The organism is Pseudogulbenkiania sp. MAI-1, from assembly GCF_000527175.1.
Lineage (GTDB): Bacteria > Pseudomonadota > Gammaproteobacteria > Burkholderiales > Chromobacteriaceae > Pseudogulbenkiania.
This window is the reverse complement of sequence record NZ_AZUR01000001.1, coordinates 2,551,179-2,569,044: the sequence shown is the minus strand read 5'-3', so window position 1 is coordinate 2,569,044 and position 17,866 is coordinate 2,551,179. Positions and strand designations below refer to the sequence as shown.

The window sequence follows — 17,866 nt, the reverse complement described above, 5'->3', positions numbered from 1 at the left end:
GACATCCCGTCAGTGTACGCTGTCCGCTCCCGGCTCGTACATCCAGAACTCGCTCTGGCGGCGCACCACTTCGGCCAGCGAGCCGCTCTCGTCGTAGACGCTGCGCAGCCAGTGGCTGTCCAGCTGGCGCTTGAGCACCCGTTCGCGCAGGGCCGAGTGTTGGGCCTCGATGCCCAGCGCCCGGGCCTGAGGCAACAGTCCGTTGAGGGTGTCCAGCATGTCTTCCAGCAGGCTGCTCTGGCGTTTTTGCGCGCTGTCCACCAGTACCGCGTCGTAGCCGAAGCGGCAAGCCTGGAAGCGGTTGTAGCTGTAGGTCAGGTAACGCTCGGCCGAGATGTCGTTCCAGTCCTGCTCGAAGCACTGGCGCGCCAGCATCTGGGCATAGGCCGCCAGCAGTACTGGGGTGTCCACCGCCAGCGGCGTGTCGCAGATGCGGATTTCCACCGTGCCGTATTCCGGCTTGGGGCGGATGTCCCAGTAGAAGTCCTTCATGCTGGCCACGATGCCCAGGTCGGCCATGTGGCGGAAGTAGTCGTTGAACTCGTCCCAGTTGCCGACGCACGGCATCGAGCCGGACAAGGGGAAGGCGTTGACGCTGGTCAGGCGCGAGCTCTGGAACAGCGTGTCGACCCCCTGGTGGAAGGGTGAGGATGCCGACAAGGCGATGAAGTGCGGAATATAGCGCGACAGGTAATGCGTCAGCCGCACCGCGGTATCGCCGTCCGGACAGCCGATGTGGATGTGCTGTCCATAGACGGTGAACTGCTTGGCCAGGTAGCCATACAGCTCGGAAACCAGCTGGTAGCGTTCCTTGGGGTAGATGCGCTGCTCGCTCCAGTGCTGGAACGGGTGCGAGCCGCCGCCGGCCAGACCCAGGTTGAGTTTCTCTGCCGTGCTCACCAGCAGGGTGCGGATGGCCAGCAATTCCTCGAGCATGGCGTTGACGTCGGTATGCACCGCGGTGCCGATCTCGATCATGCCCTGGGTGATTTCCGGCTTGATGTCGTAGCCGTGCGGACTGCGGCCGAGCAGGTGCAACAGGTCGTCGGAACCGCGCGTCAGATTGTAATCGCGGCGGTTGACGATCATCAGTTCCAGTTCCACGCCCAGCGTCAGCGCTTGGCTGGTCGAAAACTCCAGCATGGGTGTCTCCTCTCTCATTCCCGGGTTTCCTGCGCGCTGCGCAAGGCAAACCGCGTGACGACAGGGCCTAGCAGCTCCGTCAGGCACAGTACGGACAGCATGAAACCGCTGAATTCAGCGGCACCGGCCGGTAGGGTCAGCGCGCCCATCGCCATCAGCGTGACGGTGCTGCCCGACATCGGCAGCATGCCCAGCCCGAGCAGGGCGCCGCTGCGCGAGGGCAGGCCGTTGTGGTGGGCGGCCAGCCGCCACGATCCCGCCGCCAGCAGGCTGCGCAACACCACGAAGCCGACGGCGGTCGGCCAGAAGGCGGCCAGATGGAGCGGCATCAGCTGCGCCCCGGCAGCCACGAAGAAGGCGACGAAGAAGAAGCTGGAGCGCGTCGCCAGGCTGGGTTCGGCGACGGTATAGCCGTGCTTCAGGTTACGTGTGGCCAGGCCGAAGACCAGCATGGCCAGCGTCGGCAGCAGCTTGAGCATGCCGGACAACCCCACCACCAGCGCGATCAGCCCGAACATCAGCACCGTTTGCGCCTCGCGCTGGCGGCCGCCCAGCCAGACGTTGAGCCGGATCGCCAGCAGGCCGGCCACCACCCCCAGCAGCGCCGAACCGAGCAGCAGCCAGGCCGGCTGCAGGATGAAGGCCTCCACGCCGTGGCCGGCGCTGAAGTGGGTGAACGACAGCGCCAAGGTGAACACCGTCAGGCTTAACAAATTGTTGAGGCCGGTACTGGCGAGCAGGCGTTCGGTGACCTGGCCTTCGGCGCGGCACTCGCGCGCCAGTTCCAACACCACCACCGGTGACGTTGCCATGCCGATGGCGGCGAGCAGCGAGGCGGCTGCCAGCGGAAAGCCGGAGAGCGTCAGCCACGCCAGCAGGCCGACGAAGGTGATGAAACCGGCCAGCAAGGCGGTAATGAACAATGCTTTTTCCCGGCGCAGCCAGCGCAGGTCGACGCGCCGGCCGATGTCGAACAGGGCCAGGCCGAGCGCCAACTGGATGAACAGGCCGGCCTCGTCGATCAGTTGCTGGTCCAGCAGCTTGAGGCCGGAAGGGCCGATGATCAGGCCGCTCAGGATGTGGCCGGTGATGGCCGGCAGCTTGGCGATGCGGACGGCGATCTGCCCGCCCAGCACGCCCAGCGCGAGCAGGATGCCAAAGGCGGCGAGGGGGTTCAGTGCGAGTGATTGCCACGGCAAATCGTTCATGGGGCCTCCCTTTGTTGTGTTAATTATCGGAAAGATGCTTGTGCAGTGCGCTTGCCTCGTGCGTGTATATCATCGTGCCGGGCTACACCGTGTCGCGCTGGCACTCTTCTTCAAGGGGGAATGAGGCACTCCCGGGGCTGTTTCCGGTCGTTGCCGGCTGCCGTCGATAGAGCAGTTGTACCCGGGCTTGAGGGGGCGGCAGAAAGGTGTAGCATCATGGAGTGACGTGATAATGACGCGGGAGTTTCATGTTTTTTGGTTTTTTTGGCCGGCGCTCCGCCGCCGGTCCCAGCCGGGCTCAGTTGCTGGAACAGGCCGCGCGCATGCCCTTGCTGGCCGGTCTGAGTGCCGATGAAAGTGTGCGGCTGGCCGCGCTGGCGGGCGTTTTTGCCCGCAAGAAGGTCTTCAGCGGGGCGGCCGGGCTGACGGTCACGCCGGCGATGGTCGCCTCGGTCACGCTGCAGATGGCCTTGCCGGTGATGAACCTCGGCAAGGAGGCGCTGGACGGCTGGCAAGAGATCGTGCTCTACCCCTCGGCCTTCGTGGTGCGGGACCACTGGATGGAACCGGGCGGCGTGGTGCACGAGGGCGACAGCGTGCTGATCGGGCAGGCTCGGCTCGATGGTCCGGTCATTCTGTCATGGCCGGACGTGAAGCGTTCCAGCGGCCGCGACGGCTGGAACGTGGTGATCCACGAAATCGCTCACAAGCTCGACATGCTCAATGGCGATGCCAACGGTTTTCCGCCGCTGCACAAGGGCATGAGCCGGGAGCAGTGGTCGCATGACTGGGCTGCCGCCTATGCCGATTTTCAGCAGCAATTGGAGCGCGAAGGCGAAATGGCGGAGGAGGGCTGGCTCGATCCTTATGCCGCGGAAAGCCCGGCCGAATTCTTCGCCGTGCTGAGCGAGGCGTTTTTCGAGTGCCCGCAAGGATTGGCCGAAGACTATCCCGCGGTCTACCGGCAACTGGTGGCGTTCTACCGGCAAGATACGCTGGCGCGCCTGTCCGGGCTAGAATGAGCGCCTTTGCCTTGATTCGAACGAAAATCCGCACGGTTGTCTTGACATGTATCTGATCCTGATCGGTTGGCTTTACGTGGTGCTGATGATGGCGGTGGTGCAGGAAAGCCCCATCCGCATGGCCTTCATCATCGTGTTTCTGGCAGTGCTTCCCAGCCTGCTGTTTACCCGTCTGGTGCGCCGCCGCCTGCGCAAGAAGAAAGAGCTCGCTGTTGTCGTGAATGACGAGTCGTCAGCTTGAGCTGGCTTAGCCCGTGGTGCTATAATTCTGCGCGCCCTGCATCCCGCAGGGTTTTTACTACGCACATTCGCGCCGAAAGGGTGTCCGCAAGGATTCTGCGCGCGAATGGAGGCCTAACCCTTTAGGAGTTTTGCATGACCACCAACGTTACCATGCGTCAGATGCTGGAAGCCGGCGTTCACTTCGGTCACCAGACCCGCTTCTGGAATCCGAAAATGGCTCAGTACATTTTCGGCAGCCGCAACAAGATCCACATCATCAACCTGGAAAAAACCCTTCCGCTGTTCGTTGAAGCTCAGGAATACGTACGTCGCCTGGCTGCCAACAAGGGTACCATCCTGTTTGTGGGCACCAAGCGTCAGGCGCGTGAGATTGTTCGTGAAGAAGCAGCCCGTTGTGGCATGCCGTTCGTCGATCACCGCTGGCTCGGCGGTATGCTGACCAACTACAAGACCGTCAAGCAGTCCATCAAGCGTCTTGAAGAAAAGCGTGCCATCCTGGAAAGCGCCGGCGACACCGGTTACAACAAGAAAGAGCTGCTGGACCTCGAGCGCGAAGTCGAGAAGCTGGAGCGCTCGCTGGGCGGTATCAAGGACATGAAAGGTCTGCCGGATGCCATCTTCGTTATCGATACCGGCTACCAGAAGGGTACCGTCGTCGAAGCCAAGAAGCTGGGCATCCCGCTGATCGGCGTGGTTGATACCAACAACTCGCCGGAAGGCATCAATTACGTAATCCCGGGTAACGACGACTCCAACCGCGCCATCCGCCTGTACGCCCGCGGCATCGCCGACGCCGTACTGGAAGGCCGCGCACAGTCGCTGCAGGAAATCGTTGCCGCTGAACCGGCTCAAGCCGAGTAAGCACGGACCTGAAAAAGGGGCGTAAGCCCCTTTTTTTGAACCCGTACCGTTACGTAAAAAGATACTGTTAAGGAGTTTCAAGCATGGCGGAAATTACCGCAAAAATGGTCTCGGACCTGCGCGCTGCTACCGGCCTTGGCATGATGGAGTGCAAGAAGGCGCTGGTTGAAGCCGAAGGCGATCTGGCCAAGGCCGAAGAAATCCTGCGCATCAAGTCGGGCAACAAGGCCTCCAAGATGGCCGGCCGTGTGGCTGCCGAAGGCATCATCGGCTCCTTCATCGAAGGTGGCGTTGGCGCCCTGGTGGAAGTGAACTGCGAAACCGACTTCGTTGCCAAAGACCCGACCTTCCTGGCCCTGGCCGCTGCTGCCGCCAAGGCTGTCGTTGCCGCCAACCCGGCCGACGTCGAAGCGCTGGGCGCCGTTGAAGTGGACGGCCAGTCGGTGGAAGAAATCCGCAAGGCCGCTATCGCCAAGCTGGGCGAGAACATGACCATCCGTCGTTTCGTGCGCTACGAAACCGAAGGCAAGATCGCGACCTACCTGCACGGTGCCAAGATCGGCGTTATCGTTGATTTCAACGGTGGCGACGAGGCCCTGGGCAAGGACATCGCCATGCACATCGCCGCTTCCAAGCCGATCTGCGTGTCCAAGGATCAGGTTCCGGCCGAAACCCTGGAAACCGAGCGCCGCATCTACACCGAGCAGGCTGCCCAGTCCGGCAAGCCGGCCGATATCGTGGCCAAGATGGTGGAAGGCCGCGTGAGCAAGTTCCTGGCGGAAGTGACCCTGCTGGGCCAGCCGTTCGTGAAGAACCCGGACCAGACCGTCGAGAAGCTGCTGGCTGAGAAATCCGCCTCGGTGAAGGCCTTTACCATGTTCGTCGTGGGCGAAGGCATCGAGAAGAAGGTAGTGGACTACGCCGCTGAAGTGGCTGCCGCCGCCAAGCTGTAAGTCCGGACCTCTGGACTGATCGAACGGCACCCTGCTTGCAGGGTGCCGTTTTGCAAATTGACTGACTGAAAAACTGCCACCGAGGTGACTATGAGCCAAGCTCCTGCCTATAAACGTATTCTGCTCAAACTGTCGGGCGAGGCCCTGATGGGCGACGATAGCTACGGGATCAACCGCGCCACGATCGAGCAAATCGTGGGGCAGATCAAGGAGGTGGTCGATCTGGGGGTCGAGGTAGGCATCGTGATCGGCGGCGGCAACATCTTCCGCGGCGTGGCGCCGGCGGCTTCCGGCATGGATCGCGCCACGGCCGACTATATGGGCATGATGGCGACCGTGATGAACGCGCTGGCGCTCAAGGATGCCATGACCAAGGTGGGTCTGGTGGCCCGGGTGCAGTCGGCATTGACCATGCAGCAGATCGCCGAACCGTACGTGCGCGGCAAGGCCATGCAATATTTGGAAGAGGGCAAGGTCGTCATTTTCGCGGCCGGTACCGGCAACCCGTTCTTCACCACCGATACGGCGGCGGCGCTGCGCGGCATGGAAATGAACGTGGACATCATGCTCAAGGCCACCAAAGTGGATGGCGTCTATACCGACGACCCGAAGAAGAACCCGGATGCCCAGCGTTATCAGACGCTGACCTTCGACGAGGCGATCTCGCGCAACCTCAAGGTGATGGATGCCACCGCCTTCGCGCTGTGCCGTGACCAGCACCTGAACATCAAGGTGTTCAGCATCTTCAAGTCCGGCGCGCTCCGGCGGGTAGTGCTTGGCGAAGACGAAGGCACGCTGGTACACTGCTGAGCTTTACAGAATAGCAAAAGGGCGGAAACGGCAGCAGCCGCTTTCCGCCTTGTTTTTCCAAGTTTCCATGGAGTTGACATGATTAACGACGTCAAGAAATCGGCCGAACAGAAAATGCAAAAGTCGCTGGAAGCCTTCAAGAACGACCTGACCAAGGTTCGTACCGGCCGCGCGCATACCGGTATTCTGGATCATGTCATGGTCGACTACTATGGCAGCGACGTGCCGGTGAACCAGGTGGCCAACGTCACCCTCCTCGATGCCCGCACCATCGGTGTTCAGCCATGGGAAAAGAACATGCTGAGCAAGGTGGAAAAGGCAATCCGCGACTCTGACCTCGGCCTCAACCCGGCCTCGATGGGCGACATCATCCGTGTGCCGATGCCGATGCTGACCGAAGAACGCCGCAAGGACCTGATCAAGCTGGTGCGCAGCGAGGCCGAAGGCGCCCGCGTGGCCGTGCGCAACATCCGCCGCGATGCCAACAACGAATTCAAGAACCTGCTCAAGGACAAGTCCATCACCGAGGACGACGAGCGTCGCGGCCAGGACGACATCCAGAAGCTGACTGACAAGTACATTGCCGAAATCGACAAAGCCCTTGCCGCCAAAGAAACTGATCTGATGGCGGTATAAGGGGAACGTCTTGTTCGGCAGTTCCACTAGCTCCATTCCCGAAGTCCGCCCGGTGCCGCGCCATATCGCCATCATCATGGATGGCAATGGGCGCTGGGCCAAGAAACGGTTCCTGCCTCGCGTCGCCGGCCACAAGAAGGGCCTGAGCGCGGTCAGGGAGATCGTGGCGGGCTGTCAGGAACTCGGTGTCGAGTACCTGACGCTGTTTGCCTTTTCCACCGAGAACTGGCGGCGTCCTCCGGACGAGGTTTCCTTCCTGATGGACCTCTTCCTGAACGCGCTGGAGAACGAGGTGGAGAAGCTGCACACTAACAATATCCGCCTCAAGGTCATCGGTGACCGCTCCCGTTTTGCGCCCCGCATCGTGGAGCGCATCGATGCCGCCGAAGCGCGCACCGCCGCCAACGGCGGGCTGGTGCTGACCATCGCCGCCGATTACGGCGGGCGCTGGGACATGCTGCAGGCCGTCAACCAACTGATCGGGGAGGGGGCCGCCACCATCACCGAAGAAAAGCTGGCCGCACGGCTGTCGATGTCCTATGCGCCGGAGCCCGATCTGTTCATCCGCACCGGCGGGGAGCAGCGAATCAGCAATTTCCTGCTCTGGCAACTGGCTTACAGCGAACTCTTCTTCACCGACCTGCTATGGCCCGATTTCGACAAGCGGGCCCTGGGGGAAGCGGTGCAATCCTACCGGTGCCGCGAGCGCCGTTTTGGCCGCACCAGCGAACAATTGCCCGCCTCGCTGCGCCGGGACTGACTCCATGCTGAAAACACGCGTGCTGACTGCACTGGTGCTGCTGCCCTTGATGCTGGCCGCACTGTTCTTCTTTCCGGCCCCGATATGGGCCGCTTTTTCGTGGCTGGTCGTGGGCCTGGCGCTGTGGGAATACAGCCGGATGGTGGGCATGGCCGGTGCCGGTCAATGGCTGTATCTGGGGGGCTCGACCCTGATTGCCTCAGTGGCCTGGCTGGGCGGGATAGGGTCGATGCCGTGGCTGCACGTCCTGGCCTTGCTGTTTTGGCTCGCCGTGGTGCCGTTGTGGCTGGTACGGCGCTGGGTGGTTCGCAACGGTTTGACGGCATGGCTGCTGGGCTGGCTGTTGATGTTCCCGGCCTGGTTCGCCCTGCTCGAGTGGCGGCCCGAGCCCGGTGTGGCGCAGGCCCAGCAGCTCCTGGCCATCATGGGGCTGGTCTGGGTGGCGGACATTGCCGCCTATTTCTCCGGCAAGGCCTTTGGCCGGCGCAAGCTGGCGCCGTCGATCAGCCCCGGCAAGAGCTGGGAGGGCGTCTATGGCGCGCTGGTGGCGACCGCCGCCTATGTTTTCCTGGTGAATGAACTGGGCTGGCTTGCGCTGGGTCTGTCGCCATGGAGCTTGTTACTCTTGTCTCTTCCCCTGACAGCTGTCAGCATTGCCGGAGACTTGCTGGAGTCGTGGTTCAAGCGCGCGGCCGGCCTCAAGGACAGCAGCCGGCTGCTTCCCGGTCATGGCGGGGTGTATGACCGTATCGACAGTCTTATCGCCGTTCTCGCCGTGAGCAATGCCTTGCGCGCACTGAGCGGTCTCTGAATTGCCAAAATGAAACCTCAAGGAATCGTAGTACTCGGGGCAACCGGCAGCATCGGCATGAACACGCTGGATGTGGTTGCCCGACACCCGGAGCGCTATCGTGTCGTGGCGCTGGCGGCGCAACGGCAAGTGGACCGCTTGTTCGAACAATGCCGGCGTTTTCGGCCGACCTTTGCCGTCATGGTCGACGACGCGGCGGCAAGCGCGCTGCGCTTGCGGCTGAACGAGGCCGGGCTGCCGGTCGAGGTGCTGAGCGGGGCGGGTGCCCTCGAGACGGTCGCCACCTTGCCGGAGGCCGACATGGTCATGGCGGCCATCGTCGGCGCGGCCGGCCTGCCGTCGGCGCTGGCAGCCGCCCGGGCCGGCAAGCGCATCCTGCTGGCCAACAAGGAGTCGCTGGTCGTGGCCGGACAGCTCTTCATGAGCGCCGTGCGCGAAGGCGGGGCGACCCTGCTGCCGGTGGATAGCGAGCACAATGCCATCTTCCAGTCGCTGCCGGACGGCTACCGCGGCTCGCTGGACCAGGCCGGCGTACGCAAGATCATCCTGACCGCCTCGGGCGGCCCGTTCCGGCAACTGCCGGCGGCGGAACTTCATGCCGTCACGCCGGCCCAAGCCTGCAAGCACCCGAACTGGGTGATGGGGCAGAAGATCTCCGTTGATTCCGCGACGCTGATGAACAAGGGGCTGGAGGTCATCGAGGCGCATTGGCTATTCAACGCACCGGCCGAGAGCATCGACGTGGTGGTGCATCCGCAAAGCGTCATTCATTCCATGGTTCAATACCGAGACGGTTCGGTCATGGCCCAACTGGGGTCGCCGGACATGCGCACGCCGATCGCCTACGCCATGGCCTGGCCTGAGCGTATCGAGGCGGGCGTCGCTTCGCTCGATTTCTTCGCCCTGTCCCAACTGACGTTCGAGCAGCCGGATCTGGCGCGCTTTCCCTGCCTGAGGCTGGCTTTCGAGGCGCTGCGGAGCGGGGGCGATGCCCCGGCGGTGCTGAATGCCGCCAATGAGGTCGCGGTGGCGGCCTTTCTGGACGGGCAGATCGGTTTCATGGGCATCCCCGCTCTGGTCGAGCAGGCATTGGGCCGCTTCGACTTGTCCACCAGCTCCTCGCTGGAGGCGCTGCTGGAGAAGGATGGCCGGGTTCGCTCATCCCTCAAGGCCATGCTCCCGCTATGACTGCCATTCTCGCCTTCCTCCTCGCCATCGGTGTCCTGGTCACCTTCCACGAACTGGGCCACTACGTGGCAGCACGCTGCTGCGGGGTGAAGGTGCTGCGTTTCTCGATCGGTTTCGGCAAGCCGCTGTTCACGGTCAAGCGGGGCGAGACCGAGTGGGCGATCTGCCCGATTCCTCTGGGCGGCTACGTCAAAATGCTGGACGAGCGGGAGGGCGTCGTGGCGCCGGAGGACTGGCCGCGCGCCTTCAACCGGCAACCGGTCGGCAAGCGCATGGTGATCGTGGTGGCCGGCCCCTTGATGAACCTGCTGCTGGCGGTGTTGTTTTATTGGGCGGTGATCGGCAACGGCCTGACGCTGTACCGGCCGCTGGTGGGGACGGTGGTGCCGGACAGTCCGGCTGCCATCGCCGGCTTCCAGCCGGGGGACCGCATCCTCGCGGTGGCGGGCTCCCCGGTCGCGCATTGGAACGACATCAGCCTCGCGCTGCTGGATCGGAGTTCCAGTGCGGACGAACCGTTGACGGTGCGGGTCGAAACGACGGCCGGCCAGCGTCTCGATCGAGTGGTCAAGGCGGCGCCCGAGGCCGATGGTCACGCCAACGGGCAGATCGGCATCGTACCCGTTCGTTATTCGTTGACGCTGGGCATGGTCGAGCAGGGCGGTGCGGCGGACAAGGTCGGCCTGCGGACGGGCGACACCTTGCTGAGCGCCAATGGCCGTAAGCTGCAAAGCTGGGCGGAATGGGTGGCCATGGTGCACAACAGCCCCGGCAAGGAGATTACCCTGGTCTTTCTGCGGGGGGGCGAGCGGCGGCAGCTGACGCTGCGTCCGGATTCGATGGAGTCGCCGACCGGTTTTGTCGGCCGCATCGGTGCCGCACCGACGGGGGATGCCGCCTGGCTCGAGGGATTGCGTTACGAGGTGCACCCGACGGTCGCCGAGGCGGGCTGGATGGCGCTGCAAAAAACCTGGTCCAACAGCGTGCTTAGTTTGCGGATGTTCGGGCGCATGCTGATCGGGCAGGCGTCATGGGACAACCTGAGCGGCCCGATCACCATCGCCAGCGTGGCCGGCCAGACCGCGCGGCAGGGTCTGGACGCCTACCTCGAATTTCTGGCGCTGATCAGCGTCAGCATTGGCATATTGAACCTGCTTCCCATCCCCATTCTGGATGGTGGGCACTTAATGTATTATACGGCGGAGTTGATCAAGGGGAGCCCGGTCAGTGAACGGGCGCAGTTACTCGGGCAAAGGATAGGCTTTGCCTTGCTGGCTTCGTTGATGGCATTTGCCTTGCTAAACGACATCAGCCGCCTTTTCGGGGGTTAGAACAAACAGATGAGATTCAAACTCGTTGCAGCGGCAGTTGCCGGCCTGTTTTCCATGTCTGCCGCCATGGCGGCAGAGCCATTTGTAGTCAAGGATATTCGCGTCGAGGGTTTGCAGCGTACTGAACCCGGGACGGTATTCAATTATATGCCGCTCAAGGTGGGGGACACCTTCACCGACGAGAAGGCCAAAGAGGCGATCAAGGCACTGTTCGCCACCGGCTTCTTCAACGACGTGCGGATCGAGTCGGAGGGCGATGTCCTGATCGTCTCCGTCATCGAACGGCCGGTGATCACCCAGCTCAACATCAGCGGGGCGAAGGAGTTCGACAAGGATCAGCTGAAGAAGGCGCTCAAGGAGAACGGCCTGGCCGAATCCCGCATCTTCGACCAGGGCTTGCTGGACGGGGCGGTCCAGGAGCTGAAGCGCCAATATTACAGCCGCGGCAAGTACTCGGTGGAAATCACACCCAGCGTCACCAAGCTCGAGCGCAACCGCGTTGCCGTCACCCTCGATATCGTCGAGGGCGTGACGGCGAAGATCAAGGAAATCCGCATCGTCGGCGCCAAGGCCTTCGATCAGGACACGTTGCTGGAACAGTTCTCGTTGACCACCGGCGACTGGCTGTCCTGGATCACCAAGGACAACCAGTACTCCAAGCAGAAGTTGTCCGGCGACCTGGAAAAGCTCAAGGCGTTCTACCAGAACCAGGGCTACCTCGAGTTCAACATCGACTCGACCCAGGTGTCGATCAGCGCCGACAAGGAGGACATGTTCCTCACCATCAACATCAACGAAGGCCAGCGCTACACCATTTCCGACGTCAAGCTCGCCGGCGACCTGAAGGTGCCGGAAGAGGAGCTGCGCAAGCTCTTGCAGTTCAAGGCGGGCGACGTGTTCAACCGCGAGAAGGTCAACGATTCGGTGACCGCCATCAGCGACCGCCTGGGTAACGACGGCTACGCCTTCGCCAACGTCAACGCGCTGCCGGAAATCGACCGCGAGAAGCGCCAGGTCGCCTTCACCCTGTTCCTCGACCCGGGCCGCAAGACCTACGTTCGCCGCATCAACATCGCCGGCAACACCAAGACCCGTGATGAAGTGGTACGCCGCGAGCTGCGTCAGCTGGAAAGCGCGCCCTACGCCGCCGACAAGATCAAGCGCAGCAAGGAGCGGGTCGAACTGCTGGGCTACTTCGAGGACGTCAATGTCGAGACGCCGGCGGTCCCCGATACGGCGGATCAGGTCGACATGAACATCAACCTGAAGGAACGTCCGACCGGCAGCATCTCGGCCGGTATCGGTTTCGTGCAGGGGCAGGGTCTGGTGTTCTCCGGCAGCGTGTCGCAGAGCAATATCTTCGGTTCCGGCAAGTCGCTGTCGGCCGGCATCTCCACCGGCAAGGTGAACAAGAGCGCCAGCCTCTCCTTCAACGATCCGTACTTCACCGTCGACGGTGTCAGTCTGGGCTACAACCTGTACAGCCGCACCTACGACGCCCAGGAAGACGACGTGTCCAAGTACAAGACGCGGACGAGTGGGGCGGCGGCCAAGTTCGGCGTGCCGATCACCGAGTTCGACCGCATCAACCTGAGCCTGGGGGTGGAGCAGACCGCCATCACCACCTTCTCCGACAGCCCGCAGCGTTACCTCGACTTCGTCGACAAGTACGGCAAGAGCGCCAACACGCTGCTGTCCACCATCGGCTGGTCGCGCGATACCCGCGACAGCGCATTGTGGCCGACGCGCGGGGCGGTGCTGCGGGCGGGGGTCGATATCGGCCTGCCGGGACTCGACTTGCAGTACTACCGTCTGAGCCATCAGCAGACCTGGTATTTCCCCTTGTCAAAGACCTTCACCCTGATGCTGAACGGCGAAGTGGGCTACGCCGACGGTTACGGCAAGAGTTCGACCCTGCCGTTCTTCCAGAACTTCTACCTGGGCGGCCTGGGCTCGGTGCGCGGCTACGAGAACGGCAGCATCGGTCCGAAAGATACGAACGGTGACAACCTCGGCGGCACCACCAAGGTGGTCGGCAACGTGGAGCTGCTGTTCCCCTTCCCGGGCATGCGCGACAACAAGTCGGTGCGCACCAGCGTGTTCTTCGACGTCGGCAGCCTGTGGGACAACAATGTCGCCGGTTCCAGCGCCAGCGAGGGTCTGCGCTACTCGGGCGGTGCCGCTCTGACCTGGCTGTCGCCGATGGGACCGATGAAATTCAGCTATGCCGTGCCGCTGAAGAAGGAAGAGGGCGACAAGCGCCAAGCATTCCAGTTCCAGCTGGGGACGGTATTCTGAGCGGAGTCCGGAGATGACGATGAAGACTGTTCGCCTGCTGTTGGCTCCGGTTCTGCTGGCCGCTTCGTTCGCCAGCGCGGCGGCCGATTTCAAGCTGGGCTACATCAATACCGAGCGGGTGTACCGCGAGGCGGCGCCGGCCGTACTGGTCATGAAGAAACTCGAGAAGGAGTTCAGTGACCGCCGCGCCGAGCTGAAGAGGATGGAAGCGCGTGCCAAGGAGCTGGAAACGCTGCTCGGCAAGAGCGGCTTGGGGCTCGACGACCGCAAGAAATACGAGCGGGAGCTGGCCGGCCTCGACCGCGATTACCGCGCCAAGGGCCGCGAACTGGCCGAGGACTTCAATCTGCGGCGCAATGAGGAATTTGCCGCGGTGCAGGAGCGGGCGAACCGAACCATCAAGCAGATCGCCGAGCGCGAGCAGTTCGATCTGATCCTGCAGGATGCGGTCTACGTCAATCCCAAGTACGACATCACCGCCAAGGTTCTCAAGGAACTTGAGAAATAATTCCATCTATTTTCCGGAGAAGCCGGCCCCGGGTCGGCTTTGTTTTTGATGGCATATACACTTTCCGATATCGTGGCGCGGCTCGGCGGCGAGCTGCGCGGCGACGACTGCCTGGTCGAGCGCCTGGCCCCGCTGGAAGACGCCAAGACCGGCGAAATCAGCTTCCTGGCAAACGCCAAGTTCCGCCGTCAGCTCGAGACGACGGGGGCCAGCGCGCTCATCATGTCGCCCAAGCTGGCCGAGGAAACCGGTTATGGCGGTCCACTGATCCTGACCGACGACCCTTATCTGTACTTCGCCCGCGTGGCGACGCTGTTCCATCCGGCGCCGCAGGCACGGCCCGGCATCCATGAGACTGCCGTGGTCGGCGAGGGCTGCCGCATCGATCCTTCCAGTGAGATCGGCGCCAACGTCAGCATCGGCCATAATGTGACCATCGGTGAGCGCTGCCGCATCCTGCCGGGCGTGTCGATCGGCGATGGGGTGGCGATCGGCGACGACGTGACGCTCTACGCCAATGTCACGGTTTACCACGGCTGCCGCATCGGCTCGCGCGTCGGCATCCACTCCGGCACGGTGATCGGCGCGGACGGTTTCGGCCTGGCCTGGGCCAAGGATCACTGGTTCAAGATTCCGCAGACGGGCCGGGTGGTGATCGAGGACGACGTCGAGATCGGCGCCAACACCACGGTCGACCGCGGCGCGATGGCCGACACCATCATCCGCAAGGGCGCCAAGATCGACAATCTGGTGCAGATCGCGCACAACGTGCAGATCGGCGAGCACACCGCCATCGCCGGTTGCGTCGGCATCGCCGGCAGTACCAAGATCGGCGCTTACTGCACCGTCGGAGGGGCGGCAATGTTCGTCGGCCACATCGAGGTGGCCGACCGTACCCATATCGGCGGCGGGACGCTGGTGTCCAAGTCCATCAAGAAGCCGGACAACTACGCCTCGTCCTACCCACTTTCCACCATGAAGGAATGGCTGCCCAACGCCGTTCACCTGAGACATCTCGACGATCTCGTCAAACGCGTAAAAGAACTCGAACGCGAGATCAAGACCCTGAAAGATAGCAAGGACCAGAATAATGACTGAGCATGCCGTGACCATCGACGTACGTGAAATCATGAAGTACCTGCCGCACCGCTACCCGTTCCTGCTGGTGGACCGGGTGGTGGAGTTCGAGGCGAACAAGCGTGTCAAGGCGCTCAAGAACGTGACTATCAACGAGCCGTTCTTCGTCGGCCACTTCGAGCAGTACCCGGTGATGCCGGGCGTGCTGATCATCGAGGCGCTGGCGCAGGCGGCCGGCATCCTGTCGATCAAGAGCCAGGGCGAGCGCGCCGAGAACGAGCTGTATTTCTTCGTCGGCATCGACAACGCCCGCTTCAAGCGCCAGGTGGTGCCGGGCGATCAGCTGGTGATGGAGGTGGAGGAACTGACCTCCAAACGCGGCATCGCCAAGTACAAGGCACGTGCTCTGGTGGATGGGCAGGTGGCCTGCGAGGCCGAGATCATGTGCGCCAAGCGCGAGGTGTGATATGGCGATTCATCCTACCGCGATCGTCGATCCGAACGCCCGCATCGCGGACGACGTCGAGATCGGCGCGTATTCCATCGTGGGACCGAACGTGTCCATCGACAGCGGCACCTGGGTCGGCCCGCACGTGGTGATCGAGGGCCATACCTCGATCGGCAAGAACAACCGCATCTTCCAGTTCTGCTCGCTGGGCGCGATGCCGCAGGACAAGAAGTACGCCGGTGAGCCGACACGGCTCGAGATCGGCGACAACAACACCATCCGCGAATTCTGCACCTTCAACGTCGGCACGGCACAGGACGTGGGCGTGACTCGCCTGGGCAACGACAACTGGATCATGGCCTACGTGCATCTGGCGCACGATTGCCAGGTGGGCAACCACACCATCTTCGCCAACAACGCCACGCTGGCCGGCCACGTTCAGGTGGGCGACTGGGTGATCCTGGGTGGCTTCACCAGCGTGCACCAGTTCGGCATCATCGGCGAGCACGCCATGACGGCGTTTGCCAGCGCGGTGGCGCAGGACGTGCCGCCGTACGTGATGGCGCACGGCAACCGCGCGGTACCGTCCGGCATCAACGCCGAGGGCCTGAAGCGCCGCGGCTTCTCGCCGGAACAGATCCGCTCCATCCGCCAGGCCTACAAGACGCTGTACCGCAGCGGCCTGCCGCTGGAAGAGGCCAAGCAGATCATCGTCGCCGAGGCGGCCAGCCACCCGGAGCTGGAGGCTTTCGTGCGCTTCTTCGGTTTGTCGGAGCGGGGCATCATCCGTTAAGCGATGGCTGAACCTCTGTTCAAGCGAAGCGGCGCGCTCAAGGTCGCCATGGTAGCCGGCGAGGCCTCCGGCGACCTGCTGGGTGCGCACCTGATGGCGGCGCTCAAGGTGCGCCATCCGGACATCGAGTTCGCCGGCATCGGCGGGCCGCGGATGCAGGCGCAGGGTCTGTATTCGGTGGTGCCGCAGGAGCGGCTGGCGGTGCGCGGCTACGCCGAGGTGCTGTCGCGTCTGCCGGAGCTGTTGCGCATCCGCGCCAACCTGCGCGACACGCTGATCGCGGAGCGGCCGGACGTGTTCGTCGGCATCGATGCGCCCGACTTCAACCTCGGGCTCGAGAAGTCGCTGAAGAAGAAGGGTATCCGCACCGTCCATTACGTCAGCCCGTCGGTGTGGGCGTGGCGGCCGGAGCGGGTGCAGAAGATCGGCGACGCGGCCGACCGCGTGCTGTGCCTGTTCCCGATGGAGCCACCGCTCTATGAAAAGGCCGGCGTGCCGGTGACCTTCGTCGGCCATCCGCTGGCGGGCGAGATACCGCTGGTTCCCGACACCGAAGCGATGCGCGAGCAGCTCGGCTTGCCGCCGGAGGGGCCGGTGTTCGCGCTCTTGCCCGGCAGCCGGGTGAGCGAGATCGACTACCTGGGCGAGATTTTCGTCAAGACGGCACGCTTGCTCCACGAGCGCTACCCGACGGCGCAATTCCTGGTGCCGCTTGCCACGCGCGCGACGCTCGATGCCTTCGACCAGATGCTCAGCCGGCTCAAGGCCTGGGATCTGCCGATCCGCAAGCTGTTCGGTCACGCCCAGATGGCGATGATTGCGAGCGACGTGGTGCTGGTGAAGAGCGGCACCTCGACGCTGGAGGTGGCGCTGACCAAGAAGCCGATGGTGATCACCTACAAGCTATCCTGGCTCACTTACCGGCTGGTCAAGCGCAAGCTGAAGCTGCCGTGGGTCGGCCTGCCCAACATTCTCTTGGGTGACTCGGTGGTGCCCGAGCTGTTGCAGTACGACGCCACGCCGGAGCGCCTGGCCGAGGCGGTGGCCGCGTTCTACGACGACGAGCCGGCGAAGAAGGCGCTCAACGCCCGCTTTACCGCCTTGCATCGGGAGCTGAAGCAGGATACCGCCGAGCTGGCCGCCGACGCGGTGCTGCAGGTGGCGGGAGTGCCGGCATGATCGCCGGCGTCGACGAGGCCGGCAGGGGCCCGCTCGCCGGGGCGGTGTTCGCCGCCGCGGTGATCCTCGATCCGGCGCGGCCGATCGCCGGGCTGGCCGACTCCAAGAAACTGACCGAGAAGCAGCGCGACGAGCTGGCGCCGCTGATCAAGGAGCGCGCGCTCGCCTGGTGCATCACCAGCGCGAGCGTCGCCGAGATCGATACCCTCAACATCCTGCAGGCCACCATGCTGGCGATGAGCCGCGCCGTGGCCGGCTTGTCGGTTCTGCCGGTCGAGGTGCTGATCGACGGCAACCGCGTGCCCAAGGGCATCGCAGTGCCGGCGCGCGCCATCGTCAAGGGTGACGCGCTGGAGCCAGCGATCTCGGCGGCGTCCATCCTGGCCAAGACTGCACGCGATGCGGAACTGGTGGCGCTCGACGCCTTGCATCCCGAGTACGGCTTCGCCCGTCACAAGGGCTATCCCACCGCCGAGCACCTGGCCGCCATCGAGCGCTTCGGCGTGCTGGCCGAGCACCGCCGCACCTTCGGCCCGGTCAAGGCGTGGCTGGCGCGGCAGCAGGGGCAGCTTTTTTAAGGCGATGTCTCCGATCGCC

19 protein-coding genes are annotated in these 17,866 nt (G+C 63.4%); 17 read left to right on the top strand and 2 right to left on the bottom strand.

What is annotated here, in order from left to right:
• Positions 1–9: 9 nt before the first annotated feature.
• Together PSEMAI1_RS0111985 and PSEMAI1_RS0111980 are read right to left on the bottom strand one after the other, a co-directional pair.
• Positions 10–1,143, bottom strand: coding sequence for a YbdK family carboxylate-amine ligase (locus PSEMAI1_RS0111985; RefSeq protein ID WP_024303110.1), 1,134 nt, complete (start codon positions 1,141–1,143; stop codon positions 10–12).
• A 14-nt stretch (positions 1,144–1,157) separates the two neighbouring features.
• Positions 1,158–2,351: a cation:proton antiporter gene (locus PSEMAI1_RS0111980; RefSeq protein WP_024303109.1), complete on the bottom strand. Its 1,194-nt coding sequence runs from the start codon at positions 2,349–2,351 to the stop codon at positions 1,158–1,160.
• A 248-nt stretch (positions 2,352–2,599) separates the two neighbouring features.
• Here PSEMAI1_RS0111980 and PSEMAI1_RS0111975 point away from each other — a divergent pair, with 248 nt between their 5' ends.
• The 17 genes from PSEMAI1_RS0111975 to rnhB all read left to right on the top strand — a co-directional run bounded on the left by PSEMAI1_RS0111975 (position 2,600) and on the right by rnhB (position 17,847).
• Positions 2,600–3,373 (top strand): zinc-dependent peptidase, encoded by a 774-nt coding sequence (locus PSEMAI1_RS0111975; RefSeq protein ID WP_024303108.1) that lies wholly within the window; start codon positions 2,600–2,602, stop codon positions 3,371–3,373.
• Between the two features lie 46 nt (positions 3,374–3,419).
• Complete coding sequence (locus PSEMAI1_RS0111970; protein WP_024303107.1) at positions 3,420–3,614, top strand: hypothetical protein; 195 nt, start codon at positions 3,420–3,422, stop codon at positions 3,612–3,614.
• Between the two features lie 134 nt (positions 3,615–3,748).
• The gene (rpsB, locus tag PSEMAI1_RS0111965; protein WP_024303106.1) at positions 3,749–4,477 is read left to right on the top strand and encodes a 30S ribosomal protein S2; all 729 of its coding nucleotides are present in this window, start codon (positions 3,749–3,751) and stop codon (positions 4,475–4,477) included.
• A gap of 83 nt (positions 4,478–4,560) precedes the next feature.
• Positions 4,561–5,430 carry a translation elongation factor Ts gene (gene tsf / locus PSEMAI1_RS0111960; protein ID WP_024303105.1) on the top strand — a complete coding sequence of 290 codons (870 nt, stop codon included), beginning with the start codon at positions 4,561–4,563 and terminating at the stop codon, positions 5,428–5,430.
• Between the two features lie 90 nt (positions 5,431–5,520).
• Positions 5,521–6,240 carry a UMP kinase gene (gene pyrH, locus PSEMAI1_RS0111955; RefSeq protein WP_024303104.1) on the top strand — a complete coding sequence of 240 codons (720 nt, stop codon included), beginning with the start codon at positions 5,521–5,523 and terminating at the stop codon, positions 6,238–6,240.
• Between the two features lie 78 nt (positions 6,241–6,318).
• Entirely contained in the window at positions 6,319–6,876 is a 558-nt protein-coding gene (gene frr, locus PSEMAI1_RS0111950) for a ribosome recycling factor (protein ID WP_024303103.1), read from the top strand.
• Positions 6,877–6,886: 10 nt separating this feature from the next.
• A complete protein-coding gene (locus PSEMAI1_RS0111945) occupies positions 6,887–7,636 on the top strand; it encodes an isoprenyl transferase (RefSeq protein ID WP_024303102.1) in 750 nt (249 codons plus the stop codon).
• A gap of 4 nt (positions 7,637–7,640) precedes the next feature.
• The gene (locus PSEMAI1_RS0111940; protein ID WP_024303101.1) at positions 7,641–8,447 is read left to right on the top strand and encodes a phosphatidate cytidylyltransferase; all 807 of its coding nucleotides are present in this window, start codon (positions 7,641–7,643) and stop codon (positions 8,445–8,447) included.
• A 9-nt stretch (positions 8,448–8,456) separates the two neighbouring features.
• Entirely contained in the window at positions 8,457–9,635 is a 1,179-nt protein-coding gene (ispC, locus tag PSEMAI1_RS0111935) for a 1-deoxy-D-xylulose-5-phosphate reductoisomerase (protein WP_024303100.1), read from the top strand.
• Positions 9,632–10,966 carry an RIP metalloprotease RseP gene (gene rseP, locus PSEMAI1_RS0111930; protein WP_024303099.1) on the top strand — a complete coding sequence of 445 codons (1,335 nt, stop codon included), beginning with the start codon at positions 9,632–9,634 and terminating at the stop codon, positions 10,964–10,966. Before ispC ends, rseP begins: the two co-directional genes overlap by 4 nt.
• Before the next feature lie 9 nt (positions 10,967–10,975).
• Positions 10,976–13,264, top strand: coding sequence for an outer membrane protein assembly factor BamA (bamA, locus tag PSEMAI1_RS0111925; RefSeq protein WP_024303098.1), 2,289 nt, complete (start codon positions 10,976–10,978; stop codon positions 13,262–13,264).
• Between the two features lie 19 nt (positions 13,265–13,283).
• Positions 13,284–13,772, top strand: a complete 489-nt coding sequence (locus PSEMAI1_RS0111920; RefSeq protein WP_232219903.1) for an OmpH family outer membrane protein — start codon at positions 13,284–13,286, stop codon at positions 13,770–13,772.
• 48 nt (positions 13,773–13,820) lie between these two features.
• Positions 13,821–14,870 (top strand): UDP-3-O-(3-hydroxymyristoyl)glucosamine N-acyltransferase, encoded by a 1,050-nt coding sequence (gene lpxD, locus PSEMAI1_RS0111915; protein WP_024303096.1) that lies wholly within the window; start codon positions 13,821–13,823, stop codon positions 14,868–14,870.
• Entirely contained in the window at positions 14,863–15,315 is a 453-nt protein-coding gene (fabZ, locus tag PSEMAI1_RS0111910) for a 3-hydroxyacyl-ACP dehydratase FabZ (RefSeq protein WP_024303095.1), read from the top strand. Before lpxD ends, fabZ begins: the two co-directional genes overlap by 8 nt.
• A 1-nt stretch (position 15,316) precedes the next feature.
• The gene (gene lpxA / locus PSEMAI1_RS0111905) at positions 15,317–16,090 is read left to right on the top strand and encodes an acyl-ACP--UDP-N-acetylglucosamine O-acyltransferase (protein ID WP_024303094.1); all 774 of its coding nucleotides are present in this window, start codon (positions 15,317–15,319) and stop codon (positions 16,088–16,090) included.
• A 3-nt stretch (positions 16,091–16,093) separates the two neighbouring features.
• On the top strand, positions 16,094–17,269 hold the full coding sequence (gene lpxB / locus PSEMAI1_RS0111900) for a lipid-A-disaccharide synthase (RefSeq protein WP_024303093.1): 1,176 nt from the start codon (positions 16,094–16,096) through the stop codon (positions 17,267–17,269).
• Complete coding sequence (rnhB, locus tag PSEMAI1_RS0111895; protein WP_024303092.1) at positions 17,266–17,847, top strand: ribonuclease HII; 582 nt, start codon at positions 17,266–17,268, stop codon at positions 17,845–17,847. Before lpxB ends, rnhB begins: the two co-directional genes overlap by 4 nt.
• Positions 17,848–17,866: the final 19 nt, after the last annotated feature.